Raw genomic sequence first — 18,687 nt, forward strand, 5'->3', positions numbered from 1 at the left:
TAGTATTGACTTATTTTACATTATTCTCAGCCGTCTTGTCTGCCGGTGTCCCTTGCTCGGAAGCGGCGGCATTATTCGGATCGGTTTTAGCATTTTGTTCTGCGGCTTGTTGAGCTGCCTGTTGTTCCGCTTGTTTTAAAGAATCTAGCGTTTCCTTTGGCAATTGCAGTTCTGCAGGAATTTCCACCGCCTCTTTATAGTCTACATACTTGTCAATCTTCGCATCTTTTTGAAGCTTTTCAATGTACGTATTAAACTTTTCTTGAACCACAGCTTGTTCAACTTTGGCTTTCACTTCATCAAAAGGTTTGATTTGGAAGTCGTTAAGTTTGATAATATGATAACCGAACTGGGATTTGACCGGATCAGAGTACTCGCCTTTTTTCAGTGTCGGCAATACCTCTTCGAATTCCGTCACCATGGTACCGGCTTCAAACGAGCCTAACTTTCCACCCTTTTCCGCACTGCCGGGATCGGTGGAGTTTTCTTTTGCCATTTGTGCAAAATCCGCGCCTTTGTCCAATTCTTTCTTCAGTTTGTTGGCTGCATCTACATCATCAACCAAAATATGATCGGCATCAGCGACAAAAAAGTCATTTTGATGTTCGTCGTAATACGTCTTCATTTCCTCTTCAGTTGGCTTAAGTTCTTCCTGTAATTTTTGAGTGTACCGACTCATAAGATCTGCATTGACAAAGTATTCTTTATAGAACGCTTCGTTGGCACCGGTAGTCTTGAGTTGTTGATCAAAATTTTCCTGACCGCCAACTTGCTCTTTAATCTTTGCCAGTTCCTCTTCAGCTTTCTTTTCATCCGGCTCAATGCCTTTGGTCTTGGCATCTTGTTTGATTAAGTTGATTTGAACCAAATCGTTCAGCACATTTTCCTTTACCACTTCATCAATGGTACGAGAAGGATCGTTAGGTGCTTTTTCATCAAACACATCGGTAGAGCCGCCGCGAAGCATTAAATTGTTCCGCTGAGAGGCATAGTTCTTCACAAATTCTTCCATCGGAATGTCCACACCGTTAACGGTTGCGGCCACGCCTTCTTTCTTTTGTTGACAACCCACTGTAATTAAAAGTGCTGAAAGGCTCACACCCAGCACAGCTTTTTTTAGATTCATTTTCAAATTCACGATAGTCCGTCCTTTCTGATGTTTACTCTCTTATTATACATGGAAAATTAGGTTTTGGGATAGTTTTTGTGAGTTTTTACCAATTCTGTGATTTTTCTTAAGCTGTCCAACGGATTTTTTAAATGCTTCATGGTAAAACCCGGTTGTGCACCTAACTCAAAAGTGGTATGACGATGAAGGTCCTGCATGTCGGCGATGAGTTCCAAACTTGGCAGTTCCCGAAGCTTGATCTCAAACGTATCGTCACGCTGAGTAATCGAAAGAATCCCTCCCTGCTGGGCAACATTTCGAATGAGGGCGATATCCATAAGGTTGGAGACCGATTCAGGCGGATCGCCGTAACGATCAATGAGCTCATCGATGAGATCGCTATAGTCCTCTTCGCCTAGAATAGCTGCGATCTTCTTATAGACTTCCAAGCGCTGCTCGTCATCTTCAATATAGTCATTCGGTATATAGGAATCCACTTTCACATCAATTTGGGTGTCATCCTCATCCTGAGATGCAATGCCCTTGCGCTTGTCGACGGCTTTCTTTAAATATTTAATATAAAGATCGTAGCCGATGGAGTTAATGTGCCCGGACTGACGAGACCCCAAAAGAGATCCCGAGCCTCTAATTTCCAAATCCTTCAACGCCAATTTATATCCGGAGCCGAACTCGGTGAAGTCTTTAATAGACTTCAATCGCTTGGTTGCCACTTCAGTAAGAGACACTTGGGGTTCGTAGGTAAAGTAGGCATAAGCAATTCGGTTCGTCCGTCCCACACGTCCCCGTAACTGATAGAGCTGAGAGAGACCGAGGCGATTGGATTCTGTCACGATAATGGTGTTGGCATTTTGCACATCCAGACCGGTCTCAATGATGGTGGAGCAAACCAGCACATCGTAATCGCCGCGAATAAACCCGAGAAAGGTGTCTTCCAGTTGGCGCTCATTCATCTGCCCGTGGACCATGCCGAAGGATGCTTCAGGCACCAGATCGCGCAGCTCCGCCACTGTCAACTCCATATGAGAGACGCGATTGGTGACATAATAGACCTGACCGCCTCGTTCGATTTCGTTGAGGATGGCTTCCCGCACCAACATGGCGTTGTGCTCCACCACATACGTCTGTACCGGGAAACGCTCTTCCGGCGGCTCATCAATGACAGACATATCCCGAATGCCGATCATGGACATCTGAAGTGTGCGAGGAATCGGTGTGGCTGTTAAGGTCAGGGTGTCCACCGATTGTTTGAGTTGCTTCAACTTCTCTTTGTGACGCACTCCGAATCGCTGTTCTTCGTCAATAACCAAAAGACCCAGATCTTTAAACACCACGTCTTTTGAGAGGAGACGATGAGTCCCAACGACCACATCCACAATGCCCGCCTTCAGATTCTCCAAATCTTGTTTGATGTCTTTGGCGCTGCGAAAGCGACTTAACAAGGCAACTTGAATAGGAAAATCCGAAAAGCGTTCCATCATGGTGTTGTAGTGCTGCTCGGCTAAAATCGTTGTCGGCACTAAAAAGGCCACCTGTTTGCCGTCCATAACCGCTTTAAAAGCCGCCCGAAGGGCCACTTCCGTCTTGCCGTAACCCACATCGGCACACAGTAGACGATCCATCGGCTTCGGCAGCTCCATATCCGCTTTCACTTCATCAATCGCCTGGAGCTGCCCTGCTGTTTCCTCATAGATAAAACTGTCTTCAAAAGCCCCTTGCCATTCCGTATCCGGACTGAAAGGATACCCTTTAATCTGATCGCGCACAGCGTAGAGTTCAATGAGATCATCTGCCAAATCCTCGACATTCTGCTTCGCTTTTTGTTTGGTGCGGTTCCACTCCACAGAGTTCAGCTTGTTCAGCTTCGGAACTGCGCCCTCCCCTGCCACGTACTTATAAATAGACTCCAGGTTTTCAATAGGTACAAAAAGCTTATCTTCGCCGCGGTATTCCAGTACAATGTAATCTTTGGTCACGCCCTGGACTTCCATCCGGCGACTCCCCATATACTTGGCAATACCGTGAGCTTCATGAACCACATAATCGCCCACTTTTAAATCCTCGACATGAAGTTCCTTAGCTCGTTTGCGAGGCGACTTTTTAGCGTGGCGTTTGCCGTAGATTTCTCGTGTGCTCATCACGACATACTTTGCATCCGCCAACTCAAACCCTTCGTGGATGGAACCCGGGAGCACCATCACCTCGGAGGAATGAAGCACGTCATCATAAGTCGTCATCAGCCGCGGCATCACACCGAATTCCCTGAGTGAGGCGCGCAGCTTCTCAGTCTTGTCCGCTTTGCCGCCGAAGATGAGCACTTTATAACCTCGACGGAGGTAATCTTTCAAATCTGATATAAAAAGCTGCATCCGACCGCGATAGTTGGTCGCCGACTTCATTCTTAAATTAATCGGCCGTCCCTCTCTAAAATACTTTTGAGAGACGGCAAGGGTATTTAAAGTGACCAGCGGTTTGAGTTCAGCCACAACTTCGCTCACAGGACGCTTCACCCGCTCGTGAACTTTCATCGCTTCCCCTCGAAGAATCAAGTCCGACAAATTGTTCAAAAATTGCGTCTCATTGGCCTCGGCATGTTCAATCGTCGGATTCGGTTCTTCAAAAATAATGAGGGGTGCCACCGGAAAATAATCCAACACCGTTGCCGTATACTTCGTGCTGACAAAAGGGAGTGTCAGATCCGTCTCAGGTATGGTGCCGCTCTGCAAATGCTCCAACAGCTTGGTAAACTTGACTTCGAGCCGCTCACGATCCGCACCTTCCAACTTGCTTTGTTTCAAAGCTTTGACAATGCCCGCCTCAGCTTCTGCCACCATCTCCGGAGTGAAGAGGACGTCCCGAGCAGGCATAATATCGCAGCGATGCAATGTCGTGAGAGAACGCTGGGTGCTGATGTCAAAAGTGCGAATAGAGTCCACTTCCACGTCGAAAAACTCAATGCGATAGGGCACATCAGCATAGATATCCACAATACTGCCTCGAATGGCAAACTGTCCCGGACTTTCCACCTGAGTCATACGTTCATAACCCATGGTAATCAGCTGCGCTGCAACATGCTCCGTCACCTTGCCCGCTTCAAAAGACAAGATCGCATTTTTAAACGTCGAGAGTGCACTGAGACGATCTTGCAAGCTGCCCAAGGTTACCACGAGAAAATCCAATTTACCTGCCACAATGGCAAACAAGGTTTCAAGGCGCTCATAGGATAACTGTCTCGATCGGCTCAAGTCGCTGAATAAAAACACATCTCGGGCCGTAAGCATCCCTGCCCGCTGTCCAATGCTTTCCAAATCCTCAACAATCTTTTTCGCTTTTAAACCGTCAGGTGCCACAATACAAATAGGCCCAAAGGATTTTAAACTGAGGGCAATATGCGCCGTGGCCGATGGTGCCGTGCCATAGAGATGAGCGTTCATCCCGCCGTTTATTGTGACATAGAGATCTTTAATTGCTTTTGTATTTAAAAAAGAGTGATCGAGTAACATAATCTCCTATCTAAAAAGAGTAAAACCCGAGAGACCCCGGGTTACCCATTGTATTTATTCATTGCGGACTCTGCGCCGTGTTCAATAAATTCCATTGCACTGTCGCAGGCACGCTCGATAGCCGCCTCAATATACTTGCCATCGGCCTTTGGAAATCCGCTTAACACATATTCCGCCAAATCCCAGTGATTTTCGTTGTTGCCAACACCCACTTTCAGACGGGCAAAGTGATCATCCTGCAAGTGGTAGATAATGGACTTCAGACCGTTGTGCGTCCCTGCCGAACCCTTGGCTTTCATCTTGATCGTGTACGGCACGATGTCAATGTCGTCCACAATCACCAAAAGCTCATCGATGGCCACTTTATAAAAACTCATAACTTCCCGCACGGATTCCCCGCTGTTGTTCATGTAGGTTTGGGGTTTCAAGAGGATCACCCGCTCACTTCCCACACGAATTTCGTCGTAGAGTCCTTTAAATTTAATCTTTTTCACCTTGGCGCCTAAACGGTCAGCCAAAGCATCAATAACATTAAAGCCGATATTGTGGCGGGTGTCTTCATAGTTGCGACCGGGGTTTCCCAGTCCGACAATAATTTTCATTATTTAAACATGGTGCTTACTGAAGTATTGGCGTTAATCCGTCGAATAGCTTCAGCAAGAAGGTGTGCCACGGAGACCACATGAAGTTTGTCAAACTGCTTTTCTTCCGGAATGGCAATCGTATCGGTGATGACAAACTCTTCCATGACACTGTTTTGAAGCCGTTCAACAGCAGGACCGGACAGTACGCCGTGCGTCGCACAGCCGTAAACTTTTTTCGCACCCCGTTCCTGAAGCGCCTTGGCTGCTTGGCAGATAGTACCTGCCGTGTCCACAATGTCATCAATTAAGATACAATTTTTATCTTGAATGTCACCGATAATATTCATGACTTCCGACACATTGGGACGCGGACGACGTTTTTCAATAATGGCAATCGGCAAATTCAAATGGTTGGCAAAGCGCCGTGTACGAGTGACACCGCCCAAGTCCGGAGATACCACGACAAAGTCTTCACCTTTGACAATGTCTTCAAAATATTCCGCAAGGGTCGGTACAGCATTTAAATGATCCACAGGAATATCGAAGTAACCTTGAATTTGACCGGCGTGAAGGTCCATAGCTACAACGCGATTTGCCCCTGCCACGGTCAAAAGATCCGCAACCAGTTTGGCAGTGATTGGCTCGCGAGCTTTGGTTTTACGGTCTTGTCGGGCATAGCCATAGTATGGCAAGACCACGTTGATACGCCCTGCAGAAGCCCGCTTCAATGCATCCAACAAAATCAACGTCTCCATAAGGTTATTGTTCACAGGATTGGATGTTGACTGCACGATATAGACATCCTTGCCCCGTACGGTTTCGGCAATATCAATGGCAATTTCACCATCAGAAAAAGTTTTAACTTCACATTCCGCCCGCTTAATACCGAGCTCTTTACAGATATCATCAACCAACTTAATGTTTGAGTTGCCTGTGAAAACTTGAATATCCCCTGATTTTGACATACTACCTCCTACTTGAGTCCCTTCCGACTCACCCATCCATCAACATCACGTCGTGGAGCTCGTTCTACTGCTAACTGATCTGCTTTGACATCGCTGGTAATGGTAGAGCCTGCAGCGATATAACCGTTTTTTTCTACAGTAACTGGTGCCACCAGGTTGGCATTGCTGCCGATAAACGCACCGTCTGCCACCGTACTGCGGTATTTGTTTTTACCGTCGTAATTGACAAACACGACACCACAGCCCACATTGACATTTTCTCCCACGTCGGCATCACCGATATAGGCAAGGTGGCCGGCTTTGGAGCCGTCGCCGAAATTGGCATTTTTCACTTCTACAAAATTGCCGATTTTTACATGGCAGCCTACATTGGACTTCGGACGCAAATGGGCATAAGGCCCGACAGTTGTATGATCTCCCACATGAGAGGACTCAATAAAAGCATTGTCAATCGTCACGTCATCACCGATGACAGAATCAACAATGCGCGTATTGCCATAGATGGTACAGTCTTCGCCAATCACAGTCTGACCTTGAAGGATTGCCCCGGGATAAATCACCGTGTCCCGTCCAATGACGACACCGTCTTCAATGACGATGGTATCCGGCGCAATCATCGTGACGCCTTCCTTCATATAATGTGCATTCACCCGGCGCTGCATATACTCCGTGGCCTTAGCAAGGGCGTCCCTGCTGTTAATGCCGTGGATTTCCAGGTTGTTGCAAAGTTTGAATCCGCCAATGCGCTCCCCTTGTTGAGAGAAGTACTCCACCACATCAGTTAAGTACAATTCACCTGAAGCGTTGTCCGTATTTAAATGACCCAAAGCTTCACGAAGGGCTTTGCCCTGAAACGCAAAAATTCCGGAGTTGATCTCACGGATGATTTTTTCCTTTGCCGATGCATCTTTTTCTTCTACAATGGCCATGATATCTGCGGCATCGTTGCGAACTATGCGCCCGTATCCGGTTGGATTGTTCATATCTGCCGTTAAAATCGTGCATGCAAAATGACCTCTTTCATGGTAATCCGCCAAACCTTCCAGCGTCTCGGCAGTGATAAGAGGTGTATCGCCTGTAAGTATGAGCACGGTATCGTCGTCTTGGAAATCGTCCAGAGCCTGCATCACTGCGAAGCCGGTTCCATAAGGTTCCCCTTCCCCTATAGGTTGGTTGCGAAAAGTGACCTCGGCATTTTCAAACCGTTCTTGAATCAGCTCTTTACCGTGGCCGATAACAATGCTGATGCGATCGGAATGACTGGACCGTGCCGCGTCAATCACATAACCAAGCATGGGTTTACCTAAAATCTCATGGATGACTTTAGGTTTTTTCGATTTCATTCGAGATCCTTCGCCGGCTGCGAGGATGATCGAAACCTTCATTTTTTACCACACCTTTACAATTTTCTCGTCTTTAATTATATAGAAGAATAGCTCACTTCTCAAGGTCAATTCTGCCTGTGCGAGGATTTCTTCTATAATCAAATCCGTGTACGCCCATCGCACCGCTCACGATAAGCGTCGCATAAAAAATAGAGCCTAAGGCTCTACTTTTGTGCATTTATTTCTTCTTTTAACAGTTCGACGGCTTTTTGAAGTTGTACGTCCTCGTCGTAGTAGTCGATACCGAGGCCTTTAACTTCCGCGCCCCGTTCCACCACCACATCCGGTTCAATGCCTTTTTTGTGGATGGTTTCACCGTTCGGCAGAAAGTATTCTGAGGTGGTGAGTTTTAAACCGTCGCCGTTCGGCAGTCGGCGTGCCGCTTGAACAATGCCTTTACCAAAGCTCTTCGTGCCCACAAGCTTGGCACGATCGTGGTCTTTTAACGCTCCGGCAAGCAGTTCGGAAGCGGAGGCGGAACCCTCGTCGATAAGCACGACCATCGGCTTGTCATACTGTGCCGCATCGGAGTTGAATTCAAAGTCCCGCTTACCGTCGCGCCCTTCAGCATAGACGATGATTCCCTGACCCAAAAGCATATCTGCAATCTCAGCCGCCGTGTCCACCACGCCGCCGGGATTGCCTCTCAGATCCAGAATAAAACCGTCACTGCTCACGCTACCCAGCGCCTTTTTAAAACTGTCAGCTGTGAGCTCATCAAACTGAGAAATACCGATGTAGCTCACCCCATCCACCGTTCCCGGAAGGACGGTATCCATTTGTATTTCGTCCCGTGCAATATCCAGGTCCATCGTGTCATTGGTCTGTGGGCGAAGGACAGTCACGTTCACCGTGGTCCCCCTGTCGCCTTTCATGACGTCACTGGCTTCTTCTAATTGGTCTGCCGTATAATCTTCGCCGTTGACTTTGATAATTTTATCCCCGGAACGGATGCCCGCCTCGTAAGCCGGTGAACCCTTTACCGGTGAAATCACGGTGATGAGATTGTCTTCACCCTTGGTGATCACCACGCCAATACCGTAAAATTTGCCGGTGGTAGTCTCCAACAGCTGCTCAAATTCCTCTTTAGTATAGTATTCGGAGTAGGGATCACCAAGACTTGCCACAACTCCCTTCAGCTCGCCGATACGAAGTTGTTCATCTGTCACGTCATAGAGATGATTTTGACGGACAAAATTTTCCAAAGCGGCAATTTGATCAAACCGATCCCGAGGTAAGGTGACCCATCCCCCGCTCGCTACAAAAAAGGTGGCGGCATTGGTGAGAAGGAGCAAGGCGACAATCCCCAATAATTTTAAAAATCGTTTCATAATCAGTCACTAAATAAAGTTCAACGGGTCGACAGCTGAACCGTTAACTCGGACCTCAAAGTGCAGATGAGGCCCCGTTGAGACACCGGTAGAACCGCAGAGGGAGATCACATCTCCGGCTTTGACCGATTGGCCAGGCACCACTTTAAGTACAGAGTTGTGGGCATAAACGGTGACAATATCTCCGTGATCAATCATAACCACATTCCCGTAACCGCTCATGCTTTTCGCCATAATAACCACACCATCTTTAGCCGCTATAATAGGTGTGCCGCTTGGCGCTGGAATGTCCACTCCGGAGTGAAACTTACTGTAGCCGTAGACAGGATGGATCCGATACCCAAAAGGACTGGATATATTAAAATGCCCCGGCACTGGCCAACTGAGGCTTCCGCCTTGACGGACGGACGGATCGATGTGGCGGAGATTGCTGTTTGCGCGAGCGCCTCGCTTCGTCGCTTCAAGAGCTTGCCGTTCTGCCGCCTTGGCCTTGGTAATTTCATTTTGCAGACGGAGAATTTCCTGATCTAAGTTCGCCCACTCCGCTTCCATTTGTGTCACGGCCTGGTTATAAGCCTGAACATCGGACTGAAGCGCATTCATATAGGTCTGCTTTTCATTACTTGCCGCCTGCAAATCGGATTGTTCAGCTTCCAACTGACGCTTTGAGCTGTTCATCTTCACGACGTTGCTTTCCAGACTCTTTTTCATGGCGTCAATAGCCTGTATCTGTCCGCTGATAGTATCCACCAACTGCTTATCGCTGTCGGCGATGGAAGAGACAATCTTGTAATTCATCAAAAGATCTTCAATATTCTTGGAGTTCAGGATGACTTCAATGTAGTCAACCTTGCCATTCATATACATGGCTCGGACCCGTTCTTCAAAGAGAGCCTGGGTTTTCTTCAGCTCTTCCTGTTTGGCGGCAAGGTCCAATTCCTTTTGAGCAATATCTTTGTTCAAAGCGTCAATTTCCAGCTCCAGGGTGTAGATATTGCCGGCAAGGCTGCTTATCTTTTTGTCCAGTTCGATAATCTGACTTTGTACTGCGTTCACATCTTTTTGTACCGTTGCTGCACGGGTCCGGTTTTGTTCGATGCTGCGCTGTACATTTTGTTGGTTTTGTTTCATTTGCCGCTGTTGTTTTTCCAATGTTGCACTGGATGCGTACACACCGCTCGTCAATAAGAGTGTGGACAAACACACGGCAGTGATGGGTTTAAATGAACGTTTAAACATTTAAATGCCTTTCTGTCGATACGAGGGACCCGAGAAATCCAATGCCGGATCCGATACAAACAAAGATCACAAGCAGATGCCGCTTAATGATCTGCGGCTCCACCAAACCTCGTTCCAGGAGCATGGTAAAGTCGACATTGTGGCTTCCGTAATAATAACTGTACACGCCGGTGACCAGAAAAAAGGCCGCCACGGCACCGATAATACCAAAGATAATCCCTTCTAATAGGAAGGGACTCTTGATATAGGAATCGGTGGCCCCGATGTACTTCATAATTTCAATCTCATGACTGCGGTTCGACACCGTGATGAGAATCGTGTTGTGTATGATAAGTACGGAGACAAAAAGCAACACAATAACCACAGCCGCCCCCACATACTTAATGGACTTTTCATAGTCTTGCATCTTTTGAATCAGCTCATAATGGTAATCCGTGCGTTCCACCACCGGTTTGCCCTGGACCTGCTCGGCAATATCACTCGCCGCTTTAGCATCATTTAAGCTCACCGTCAAGGATGCAGGCAAGACGTCAGAGCTGACGGAATCCATCAGATAGCCTTTGTCAGCCAACTGATCCCGAAACTTCTCGATAGCTCGCTCCTTGGAAGTGTACTGCACGGAGCGTACCCGACTGTCTTTGGAAAGCTCACCGATAAGTTGGTTCACATCCTCAGCCTTCGAGCCGTCCTGAATCCAAATGACAACTTTATCCAGCTCCTGCCCCAGACTGTAGACCGCATTATTGATGTTTAAAACCAAGAGCAGTACCACGCCGAAGAGTGTGAGCATGGCGCCAATGGATGCCACGGATGCGGCAGACATACCGAAATAGCGAAAAATGCCCTTGAACGTATCCTTGAGTATGTTCAGAAGCTGTCTAAACCATCTCATAGTAAGAGCCCCTTTCCACATCGCTTTCAATCTTGCCGCCTTTTAACGTGATTACACGTTTTTGCATGGTGTTGACAATGTTGATAGCGTGAGTCGCCATAATAATCGTCGTGCCGGCTTTGTTGATGTTCTCCAAAGCGGCCATAATTTCCATCGCTGTATGTTCATCCAAGTTGCCGGTAGGTTCGTCACACACCAAGTACGGTGCATGATTGACAATGGCACGAGCAATGGACACCCGCTGACCCTCACCGCCTGAAAGCTCCGACGGATAGGATTTAGCTTTATCTTTCAGTCCCACCAACTCCAGGGCGTGTTCCACATGCTCTTTGTTATAAGCTCTGCTATGCCCCTGCACTTCCAAAGGAAAGACCACATTCTCATAGACATTGCGCTTCGCAAGCAGACGAAAGTCCTGAAACACCACGGAGATATTGCGCCGCAGTCGAGGGACTTGGGTTTTGGTAAGCTTCGTGATATCTTGATTGTGTATGTAGATGTTGCCTCGTGTCACCGACTCTTCACGGATGAGCAGCTTCACCAGAGTGGATTTGCCTGCGCCGCTGGAGCCGACCAAAAACACAAAGTCGCCACGAGGGACGGTCAAATTTATATTGGACAACGCCATGACGCCATTGCCGTATTCCTTAAAGACATTTTTAAAGGTAATCATGAAATATCCTTTCTTTATCTCTCGATCATCTATTATATTACAAAAAAGTAACAAGTGACAACACTTTGCCTGAATAATCTTACCTCATCACTCAAGTTTTTCATCGGATCAGGCAATTTTTTTAAAATTGTGCTTTCAATTCTGGACTATTTGTGTATAATTGTAATGTTGAGGTGATGAAATGGAAAAAAGCGAACTCAGAAAAGACTTTTTAAAACAAAGAGAACACTTGGACGATGTCGCCATTCACGAAACATCATCTCGCGTGTTAGAACATTTAATAGACTCAGAGATTTACGAAAAAGCAAATCATCTATTTACGTTCGTTAGCTATCGTAAAGAAGTGGATACCCATTCGATTATTAAGCATGCTCTAAAAGACGGAAAAAATATTTATGTGCCTGTAGTCAATAGAGATACATTCACCATGGGAGCTTCAAAGCTGGAAGACTTTTCAGACTTGAGACCAAACTATATGGGAATACTCGAACCTTCTGAGAACAAAGTACAACTCGTTGATCCCGAGATTTTGGATCTGATTATCACCCCGGGACTCGCCTTTTCAAAAGACGGCTATCGTATCGGTTATGGCGGTGGATTCTATGACAAGTTTTTTGCAACACTTGCCTCTCACCCTCTGCGTATAGGGATCGGTTATCCCTATATGTTAGTTGATACGCTGCCTCATGATGACTATGACGAGAAACTGGATCTCTTCTTATCCAATGACGGGTTCACCCAATTAGGAGGAAAATTATGCAAAGATATTTCGGAACCGTTGTAAGAGGCATTCGCACACCAATTGTTAAAAAAGGCGACAAACTGGACGACATCGTCTATGATTCAGTAATCCAAGCTGTTGAGTCCGAAGACATTAAACTTCGCGACAAAGATGTGGTTGCTATTACCGAATCCCTGGTCGCTCGTGCGCAAGGCAACTATGTCACTACCGATGACATTGCCACAGATGTAAAAAATAAATACCAAGGTGACATTGGGATGGTCTTCCCAATTCTAAGCCGTAACCGTTTTTCCGTACTCCTTCGCGGGATTGCAAAGAGCGGTCGTAAGCTTCACATCTTACTGTCTTATCCGTCTGATGAAGTGGGCAACCACCTGATGGACGAAAAAGAACTCTATGACAAAAAGATCAACCCATATGCCGATGTACTTGAAGAAGCCGACTACCGTCGTCTCTTCGGCGAAGAAGTGAAACACCCTTTCACCGGCATTGACTATGTCACCCTTTACAAAGAGCTGGCTCCAAATTCTGAAATTCACTTTTCAAACGATCCTAAAGCCATCTTGAAGTACACCAAAGACGTCCTCGTCTGCTCCATCCACACCAGAGAACTCGTAAAACAAGAGCTCAAAGATGCCGGTGCGCAAACAGTTTACGCTTTGGACGACATCATGACCGAATCCATTAACGGCAGCGGTTACAATGAAGAGTTCGGACTTTTAGGCTCTAACCTTTCCGACACCGAAACAGTGAAGCTCTTCCCTAGAGATTCTCAAAGCTTTGTTGAAGGTCTTCAAAAACGCTTCAACGACTACGCCGGCAAAGAAATTGAAGTCATGGTCTATGGCGACGGTGCCTTCAAAGATCCGGTAGGTAAAATTTGGGAACTTGCAGACCCTGTAGTGTCCCCTGGTCATACCAAAGGCCTTGTAGGTCAACCGAACGAACTTAAGATTAAATACATTGCCGACACCGAGCTCAAAGATATGAGCACTGAAGATGCATCTCAAGCAATGCGTGAACGTATTACGAAAAAAGATGCCGATCTTACCGGCAGAAACGAAACCCTTGGTACTACCCCTCGTCGTCTGACCGATCTTCTCGGTTCACTTTGCGACTTGACTTCCGGATCCGGAGATAAAGGTACGCCGGTCATCCTTATCCAAGGTTACTTCGATAACTTTGCAACTGAATGATTTTAAAAAAGATGTAAAAAACTGCCGATCCCTCGGCAGTTTTTTTATGTCCTCACGCCTAAGATGTGCCCCGGCACACGTTGGGTTTAAACTGACCCTCCTCCCTTAACAGCCACCTGCTTTCATCCTTATCGGTATCGGTATTATCGATGACAGTCCATACGCAGCCTTCGCCCGTCATCACAGGACACACGCTCTAAGTACTCCCATCCATAACCCTCGTACAATCGGTCGTGATCAGATAGACCTCAGGGATCCCTGCCGCTTTTAAATCGTTCACCGCCATATCAAGCAGACGTCCTGCAATGCCTCGCCCTCGGTGTGCCGCCTCGGTATAAAGTGCACAGATATTGAGCGCGAGGTCTTTTCTTTGATGGAAATCATTGGGGATGACACCTACGCCCCAACGATCTTCTCGCCAGCCAGACACAAATACCACCCGCAGTCCGTCTCACCTTTAATATAAGCCTCTTCACATGACAAATAGGCCGCTTCCGGCACGCCCCACTTATGATAAAACCATGCCGCGGCACGCTCCTTCAAATCCTCACGTGCTTTCAATCGAATAAATGTATACTCCATATACCGCTCCAAACCTGTTTATATCAAATTTATAGTTGCGTTTCATCGGCTGTTGGCTGTACGGCGTTTGCCATCGCCACATACCTGTTTGCCATTGACAAAAAAAGCTGCCCTTTCGAGCAGCTTTTTCATTTATCCTAAATGCTTTTTAATCTCTTCCAATTTTTCTTCCAGGGTCTTGAGTATTTCTCTGTGAGCGTCCACTTTGTTGCGCTCTTGTGCCACCAAGTGCGGTGGCGCTTTCTTCACAAAGTTTTCATTGCCGAGCTTGGCCTCAGCCCGACCAATTTCCCCTGTGGTTTTATCAATCTCTTTGGAAATCCGCTCAAACTCTTTATGATAGTCCACAAGATCGGAGAGCGGCAGGAGAATTTCAGCACCGTCAAGGACAATGGCGACGGTGTCATCTTCCGGTGTAAAATCACTGTCCACAAATTCCACCGACTTGCAAAAGCCCAGATTTAACAGATGCTTCTTGCCTTCTCTGAGTGCCCGTCCGGCGTCGTCTTTGGTGATTTTCACCAGGGCATTGGACTTGTTCTTCGGTTCAATATCCATTTCCTGTCTGCGATTGCGAATGAGACGAATGGCATTTTCCACAAACTCAATGTCATCCTTTGTGGTCTCAAAGATAAACGCCTCGTCCACTTCAGGCCATGAGCTGACAATCAAAGCTTCCGTCGTCGTTGGAATGTGATCCCAAATTTCTTCGGTAATGTACGGCATGAACGGATGGAGAAGTTTTAGAATCGTTTGAAGCACATAGAGCAGTGTCCCTTTTGCTCCGTCTTTAGAAGCTCCGTCGTCCCCATAGAGGCGAGATTTCACCATCTCAATATACCAGTCGCAGAAGTCGGACCAGATGAAATCGTAGATGTCACCGGCGGCAAGACCGATATCGTACTTCTCAATCTTGTCCGTCACGGAAGTGACGGTGTCCATAAGTTTGGTTAAAATCCACTTGTCTTCAGCTTCCAGATGATCCGGCTTCAAGTTGAAGTCCTCGTCCTCAAAGTTCATAAAGACAAATCGCGTAGCATTCCACAGCTTATTGGCAAAGTTACGATTCGCTTCCACACGTTCTGTGTAAAAACGCATATCATTGCCCGGCGTATTGCCTGAGATGAGGGTGAAACGCAGTGCATCGGCACCGTAGCTGTCAATGAGTTCCAACGGATCAATACCGTTGCCGAGACTCTTGGACATCTTCCGCCCTAAGCTGTCCCGCACAAGACCGGTGAAAAATACATCTTTAAATGGCAGCTCGCCCATAAATTCCAACGAGCTGAAGACCATGCGAATCACCCAGAAAAAGAGAATATCATACCCGGTGACAAGCACGTTCGTCGGATAGAAATACTTCAAATCCTCACTGTTTTCATTCGGCCACCCCAGTGTGGAGAACGGCCAAAGCGCACTGGAGAACCACGTGTCCAATGTGTCTTCGTCGCGAGTGAACGTCCGTCCTTCATAACCCGGCTTGCCGGTCGGATCCTCTCTTGAGACAACCACCTCGCCGTCCTGGTCATAATAGACCGGCAGACGATGTCCCCACCAAAGCTGACGGGAAATATTCCAGTCCCGAATATTTTCCAGCCAGTTCACATAAACTTTCCCGAAGCGTTCCGGAATGAAATGCAGTTCGCCTTTTTGGTAAGCTTCAAGGGCCGGTTGTGCCAGCGGCGCCATCTTGACAAACCACTGCTTGGAAAGCATCGGCTCGATGACGGTCTTGCACCGTTCACAGTGACCGACGGCGCTTTCGTGTTCTTTCTTGCCGGCATAGAGCCCCAGCGCATCGAAATCTTGAATAATTTGCTCTCGCGCTTCCTCTGTAGTGAGTCCTGCATACTTGCCCGCCTTCTCATTTAAGACAGCTTTTTCATCAAAGACAATCAGCTGACCCAAGTTGTGACGCTCGCCCACTTCAAAGTCGTTGGGATCGTGAGACGGAGTGATTTTCACGCAGCCTGTGCCGAACTCGCGCTCCACATAGGCATCGGCAATGACAGGAATCGGTTTGTTGTCCATAATCGGCAGAAGGACATTTTTGCCTACGATAGCCTGATAGCGCTCGTCGTCCGGATGAACAGCCACAGCAAGATCTCCCGGTATCGTTTCAGGCCGCGTCGTGGCCACTTCGACAAACCCTGAACCGTCTTCCAACGGATACTTGAAGTGATAGATAAAACGCTTGGTATCCACGTGCTCCACTTCTGCATCACTGATGGACGTACCACAGCTTGGACACCAGTTGATAATCCGGTCGCCTCGATAAATCAGACCTTTGTCATAGAGACGAATAAAGACTTCTTCCACCGCCGCAGACAGATTCTCGTCCAAAGTAAAAGCTTCCCGGTCCCAGTCACAGGAAACGCCCAACTTTTTCAATTGGTTTTTGATGTTGCCGCCGTACTCATGGGTCCAGTCCCACGTTTCTTTGAGAAATGCCTCCCGGCCGATGTCGTGTTTATCAATCCCCTGATCTCGAAGCTTCGCCACGACCTTGGCTTCTGTGGAGATGGATGCGTGATCCGTCCCGGGCAGCCACAGCGCACTGTAACCCTGCATCCGCTTCGTGCGAATCAGAATATCTTGAATGGTGTTGTTCAGCGCATGACCCATGTGCAAATTCCCCGTGACATTTGGGGGCGGCATGACGATGGTGTACGGCTTTTTGTCTTTGTCCGTGTGCGCGTGGAAGTGCTTGTCTGCCATCCACGTACTGTAAATGCGATCTTCAAAGGACTTGGGATCGTAGTTTTTTTCCAGTTCCTTCATTGTTCCTCCTTAACATAAAAAAGGCCCGACGTCTAAGGACGAAGGGCCGTGGTACCACCTTAATTTCCGGCGACAAGCCGGCTTGAAAAGATAACGGATTTACCGCTGCTATGCAGTGCTCACAATGCAACCTTCACTCCACTTCGACAGTTTCTTCCACCACCCGAAACCTCTCTTGAGACGTCCTGAAGTTACTCCTCATTGTCTTTGCATCATATATTCAGAGTATACTGATAAAATTTTAAAATGTCAATTTCTATTCCGTCTACTTATCTTCAACCTTCACAATGCCTTGCTTATACAGCACCCATGCAATGAGCACCGTCACGATCAACATGATGAGCATGGCATAGCCCTCCTTACCGGTAATGGGCACAACAAAAAAGTTAACCAGTAACACCAACGCCACAGCAATCAAGCTGATAGTCGGCTTACCGGATGTCTTATACATGCCAGCTCCCGTGCTGATAAAGGCACTGATCCCCATACTCCCATACAGCGCCGGCATAATATACGATGTGGCGGTCTTGACGGTCTGCGATGTGAGCACCGGCTCAAGAGGCGCCATCAAAAGCAGACCAAGGGCAATAATCACCATAGTCACCATCCCGGAAATCGTGACGACACACATTCCCAGTGCATCAGCAAGCTCCGTCCCCGGTGTGGTGTCCATTTTTTCAATGGCATTGAGATAGCAAGGGAATTTAATGTTCATGACATTGCCTAAGATGGAGTTCATATACACACTGGAACCCTGAACGGGAATCATGGAGATATTTTCTGAGACGGCTGAGGGAATATACATGGCAAGGAGCGGCCCTGCAGCGGCAATGACCTGCGCCGGTGTCGGCCAAATGTCATAGACCCAACAGATGAGCGCCGGAATGCCGAGCATCAGCCCAATACCTATGAGGGTTGCAATGCGGCCATAGAGATAGGTTTTCTTTAAATAATTACTTTCCATAGCAGCCTCCTATTACAGCACACGGGTCGCCATCACGGCAACAGCCATACCGAAGATCAGCGCAAAGGACATAATATAATCACTCAGCCACGGCACTTTCTTCGAGAGTCGGGTCAGCACATAGGTAAGCAGTGCACTGGCAATCAGGGTAATGGCGTGAATTTTCGATGCGATCAGCTGCATCGGTACAAAGACAGCCATCATACCGATAATGAGCGTCGACAGCGCCAACGCTACAAACTTGTCCTGCTTCTGTCCCACTTGACTCACCCGCTTGTGGATTTTATCCAGAAAGAACACATTAAAAACCATCCCTGACATAATGGAAAGACTCATGACAAACATGATCGTGCCGATGGCGTCGATGGAACCGGTTTGAGAAAAGGCGGCGAGTGACTCGTAGCCGACGCCTTTGACGGCCAAATCGGCAGACATCAGCTCATAGGCAAGAGCCCCGACCACAGACAGCCGAAACCATGGCCAAGGGGTCCCGAGGAGCGGCGCAAGGGAAATCAAACCAATGATGACCGAAATGGAAGGAATGACGGAAAAGATCACCGAGGATTTTAACACCTCATTCAGCTCGCCCTTCTTGACACCCAACTCCAATACACGACGCCGTGCCCGAAGAAAGAAGAAGACACACATGGCGAAGATAATTGCCAAGGCGGCAAAGACCGCAATGTAGAGGACCTTGGAATTCAGCACATCAAAGATGCTCATG

General features: G+C 47.6%; 17 protein-coding genes. 2 read left to right on the top strand and 15 right to left on the bottom strand.

Translation table 11 applies throughout. From position 1 onward, the window contains the following. Positions 1–10: 10 nt before the first annotated feature. From O6R05_RS05705 to ftsE, 10 genes are all read right to left on the bottom strand, one after another. Positions 11–1,126 carry a peptidylprolyl isomerase gene (locus O6R05_RS05705; protein ID WP_271191033.1) on the bottom strand — a complete coding sequence of 372 codons (1,116 nt, stop codon included), beginning with the start codon at positions 1,124–1,126 and terminating at the stop codon, positions 11–13. A gap of 59 nt (positions 1,127–1,185) precedes the next feature. After that, entirely contained in the window at positions 1,186–4,629 is a 3,444-nt protein-coding gene (gene mfd / locus O6R05_RS05710) for a transcription-repair coupling factor (RefSeq protein WP_271191034.1), read from the bottom strand. Positions 4,630–4,670: 41 nt separating this feature from the next. Beyond that, positions 4,671–5,231 (bottom strand): aminoacyl-tRNA hydrolase, encoded by a 561-nt coding sequence (pth, locus tag O6R05_RS05715; protein WP_271191035.1) that lies wholly within the window; start codon positions 5,229–5,231, stop codon positions 4,671–4,673. Further along, entirely contained in the window at positions 5,231–6,178 is a 948-nt protein-coding gene (locus O6R05_RS05720) for a ribose-phosphate diphosphokinase (protein WP_271191036.1), read from the bottom strand. Before O6R05_RS05720 ends, pth begins: the two co-directional genes overlap by 1 nt. A gap of 8 nt (positions 6,179–6,186) precedes the next feature. Further along, positions 6,187–7,521, bottom strand: coding sequence for a bifunctional UDP-N-acetylglucosamine diphosphorylase/glucosamine-1-phosphate N-acetyltransferase GlmU (gene glmU, locus O6R05_RS05725; RefSeq protein ID WP_313791015.1), 1,335 nt, complete (start codon positions 7,519–7,521; stop codon positions 6,187–6,189). 94 nt (positions 7,522–7,615) lie between these two features. Continuing rightward, entirely contained in the window at positions 7,616–7,741 is a 126-nt protein-coding gene (locus O6R05_RS05730; protein WP_271191038.1) for a hypothetical protein, read from the bottom strand. Further along, positions 7,728–8,894, bottom strand: a complete 1,167-nt coding sequence (locus O6R05_RS05735) for a S41 family peptidase (RefSeq protein WP_271191039.1) — start codon at positions 8,892–8,894, stop codon at positions 7,728–7,730. The genes O6R05_RS05730 and O6R05_RS05735 overlap by 14 nt, the downstream gene beginning before the upstream one ends. 9 nt (positions 8,895–8,903) lie before the next feature. Further along, a complete protein-coding gene (locus O6R05_RS05740; protein ID WP_271191040.1) occupies positions 8,904–10,133 on the bottom strand; it encodes a murein hydrolase activator EnvC family protein in 1,230 nt (409 codons plus the stop codon). After that, complete coding sequence (ftsX, locus tag O6R05_RS05745) at positions 10,126–11,025, bottom strand: permease-like cell division protein FtsX (RefSeq protein WP_271191041.1); 900 nt, start codon at positions 11,023–11,025, stop codon at positions 10,126–10,128. The genes O6R05_RS05740 and ftsX overlap by 8 nt, the downstream gene beginning before the upstream one ends. Next, positions 11,012–11,698, bottom strand: a complete 687-nt coding sequence (ftsE, locus tag O6R05_RS05750; RefSeq protein WP_271191042.1) for a cell division ATP-binding protein FtsE — start codon at positions 11,696–11,698, stop codon at positions 11,012–11,014. The genes ftsX and ftsE overlap by 14 nt, the downstream gene beginning before the upstream one ends. Positions 11,699–11,879: 181 nt before the next feature. On the opposite strand from ftsE, the gene O6R05_RS05755 reads away from it, so the two are divergent. After that, positions 11,880–12,482 (top strand): 5-formyltetrahydrofolate cyclo-ligase, encoded by a 603-nt coding sequence (locus tag O6R05_RS05755; RefSeq protein WP_271191043.1) that lies wholly within the window; start codon positions 11,880–11,882, stop codon positions 12,480–12,482. Beyond that, positions 12,455–13,636 carry a coenzyme F420-0:L-glutamate ligase gene (locus O6R05_RS05760; RefSeq protein ID WP_271191044.1) on the top strand — a complete coding sequence of 394 codons (1,182 nt, stop codon included), beginning with the start codon at positions 12,455–12,457 and terminating at the stop codon, positions 13,634–13,636. Before O6R05_RS05755 ends, O6R05_RS05760 begins: the two co-directional genes overlap by 28 nt. A 196-nt stretch (positions 13,637–13,832) precedes the next feature. Here O6R05_RS05760 and O6R05_RS05765 read toward each other — a convergent pair whose 3' ends face one another. The 5 genes from O6R05_RS05765 to O6R05_RS05785 form a co-directional block, all read right to left on the bottom strand. Continuing rightward, entirely contained in the window at positions 13,833–14,066 is a 234-nt protein-coding gene (locus O6R05_RS05765) for a GNAT family N-acetyltransferase (protein ID WP_271191045.1), read from the bottom strand. Beyond that, positions 14,033–14,218, bottom strand: coding sequence for a hypothetical protein (locus O6R05_RS05770; protein ID WP_271191047.1), 186 nt, complete (start codon positions 14,216–14,218; stop codon positions 14,033–14,035). The genes O6R05_RS05765 and O6R05_RS05770 overlap by 34 nt, the downstream gene beginning before the upstream one ends. A 132-nt stretch (positions 14,219–14,350) precedes the next feature. After that, positions 14,351–16,999: a valine--tRNA ligase gene (locus O6R05_RS05775; RefSeq protein ID WP_271191048.1), complete on the bottom strand. Its 2,649-nt coding sequence runs from the start codon at positions 16,997–16,999 to the stop codon at positions 14,351–14,353. A 265-nt stretch (positions 17,000–17,264) separates the two neighbouring features. Beyond that, positions 17,265–17,963, bottom strand: a complete 699-nt coding sequence (locus O6R05_RS05780; protein ID WP_271191049.1) for a hypothetical protein — start codon at positions 17,961–17,963, stop codon at positions 17,265–17,267. Positions 17,964–17,975: 12 nt separating this feature from the next. Continuing rightward, positions 17,976–18,686, bottom strand: coding sequence for a DUF5058 family protein (locus tag O6R05_RS05785; RefSeq protein WP_271191050.1), 711 nt, complete (start codon positions 18,684–18,686; stop codon positions 17,976–17,978). Position 18,687 lies beyond the last annotated feature (1 nt).

The sequence above is a fragment of the Peptoniphilus equinus genome (assembly GCF_027921445.1).
Taxonomy (GTDB): Bacteria; Bacillota; Clostridia; order Tissierellales; family Peptoniphilaceae; genus Peptoniphilus; species Peptoniphilus equinus.

What these genes read in the sequence shown, in the direction of transcription:
- O6R05_RS05770 (WP_271191047.1), bottom strand. Translation starts at nt 14,218, where the DNA reads ATGGAGTATACATTTATTCGATTGAAAGCACGTGAGGATTTGAAGGAG.
- ftsX (WP_271191041.1), bottom strand. Translation starts at nt 11,025, where the DNA reads ATGAGATGGTTTAGACAGCTTCTGAACATACTCAAGGATACGTTCAAG.
- O6R05_RS05730 (WP_271191038.1), bottom strand. Translation starts at nt 7,741, where the DNA reads ATGCACAAAAGTAGAGCCTTAGGCTCTATTTTTTATGCGACGCTTATC.
- O6R05_RS05705 (WP_271191033.1), bottom strand. Translation starts at nt 1,126, where the DNA reads ATGAATCTAAAAAAAGCTGTGCTGGGTGTGAGCCTTTCAGCACTTTTA.
- O6R05_RS05775 (WP_271191048.1), bottom strand. Translation starts at nt 16,999, where the DNA reads ATGAAGGAACTGGAAAAAAACTACGATCCCAAGTCCTTTGAAGATCGC.
- O6R05_RS05780 (WP_271191049.1), bottom strand. Translation starts at nt 17,963, where the DNA reads ATGGAAAGTAATTATTTAAAGAAAACCTATCTCTATGGCCGCATTGCA.
- O6R05_RS05735 (WP_271191039.1), bottom strand. Translation starts at nt 8,894, where the DNA reads ATGAAACGATTTTTAAAATTATTGGGGATTGTCGCCTTGCTCCTTCTC.
- O6R05_RS05785 (WP_271191050.1), bottom strand. Translation starts at nt 18,686, where the DNA reads ATGAGCATCTTTGATGTGCTGAATTCCAAGGTCCTCTACATTGCGGTC.
- O6R05_RS05760 (WP_271191044.1), top strand. Translation starts at nt 12,455, where the DNA reads ATGCAAAGATATTTCGGAACCGTTGTAAGAGGCATTCGCACACCAATT.
- pth (WP_271191035.1), bottom strand. Translation starts at nt 5,231, where the DNA reads ATGAAAATTATTGTCGGACTGGGAAACCCCGGTCGCAACTATGAAGAC.
- O6R05_RS05720 (WP_271191036.1), bottom strand. Translation starts at nt 6,178, where the DNA reads ATGTCAAAATCAGGGGATATTCAAGTTTTCACAGGCAACTCAAACATT.
- ftsE (WP_271191042.1), bottom strand. Translation starts at nt 11,698, where the DNA reads ATGATTACCTTTAAAAATGTCTTTAAGGAATACGGCAATGGCGTCATG.
- O6R05_RS05740 (WP_271191040.1), bottom strand. Translation starts at nt 10,133, where the DNA reads ATGTTTAAACGTTCATTTAAACCCATCACTGCCGTGTGTTTGTCCACA.
- mfd (WP_271191034.1), bottom strand. Translation starts at nt 4,629, where the DNA reads ATGTTACTCGATCACTCTTTTTTAAATACAAAAGCAATTAAAGATCTC.
- glmU (WP_313791015.1), bottom strand. Translation starts at nt 7,521, where the DNA reads ATGAAATCGAAAAAACCTAAAGTCATCCATGAGATTTTAGGTAAACCC.
- O6R05_RS05755 (WP_271191043.1), top strand. Translation starts at nt 11,880, where the DNA reads ATGGAAAAAAGCGAACTCAGAAAAGACTTTTTAAAACAAAGAGAACAC.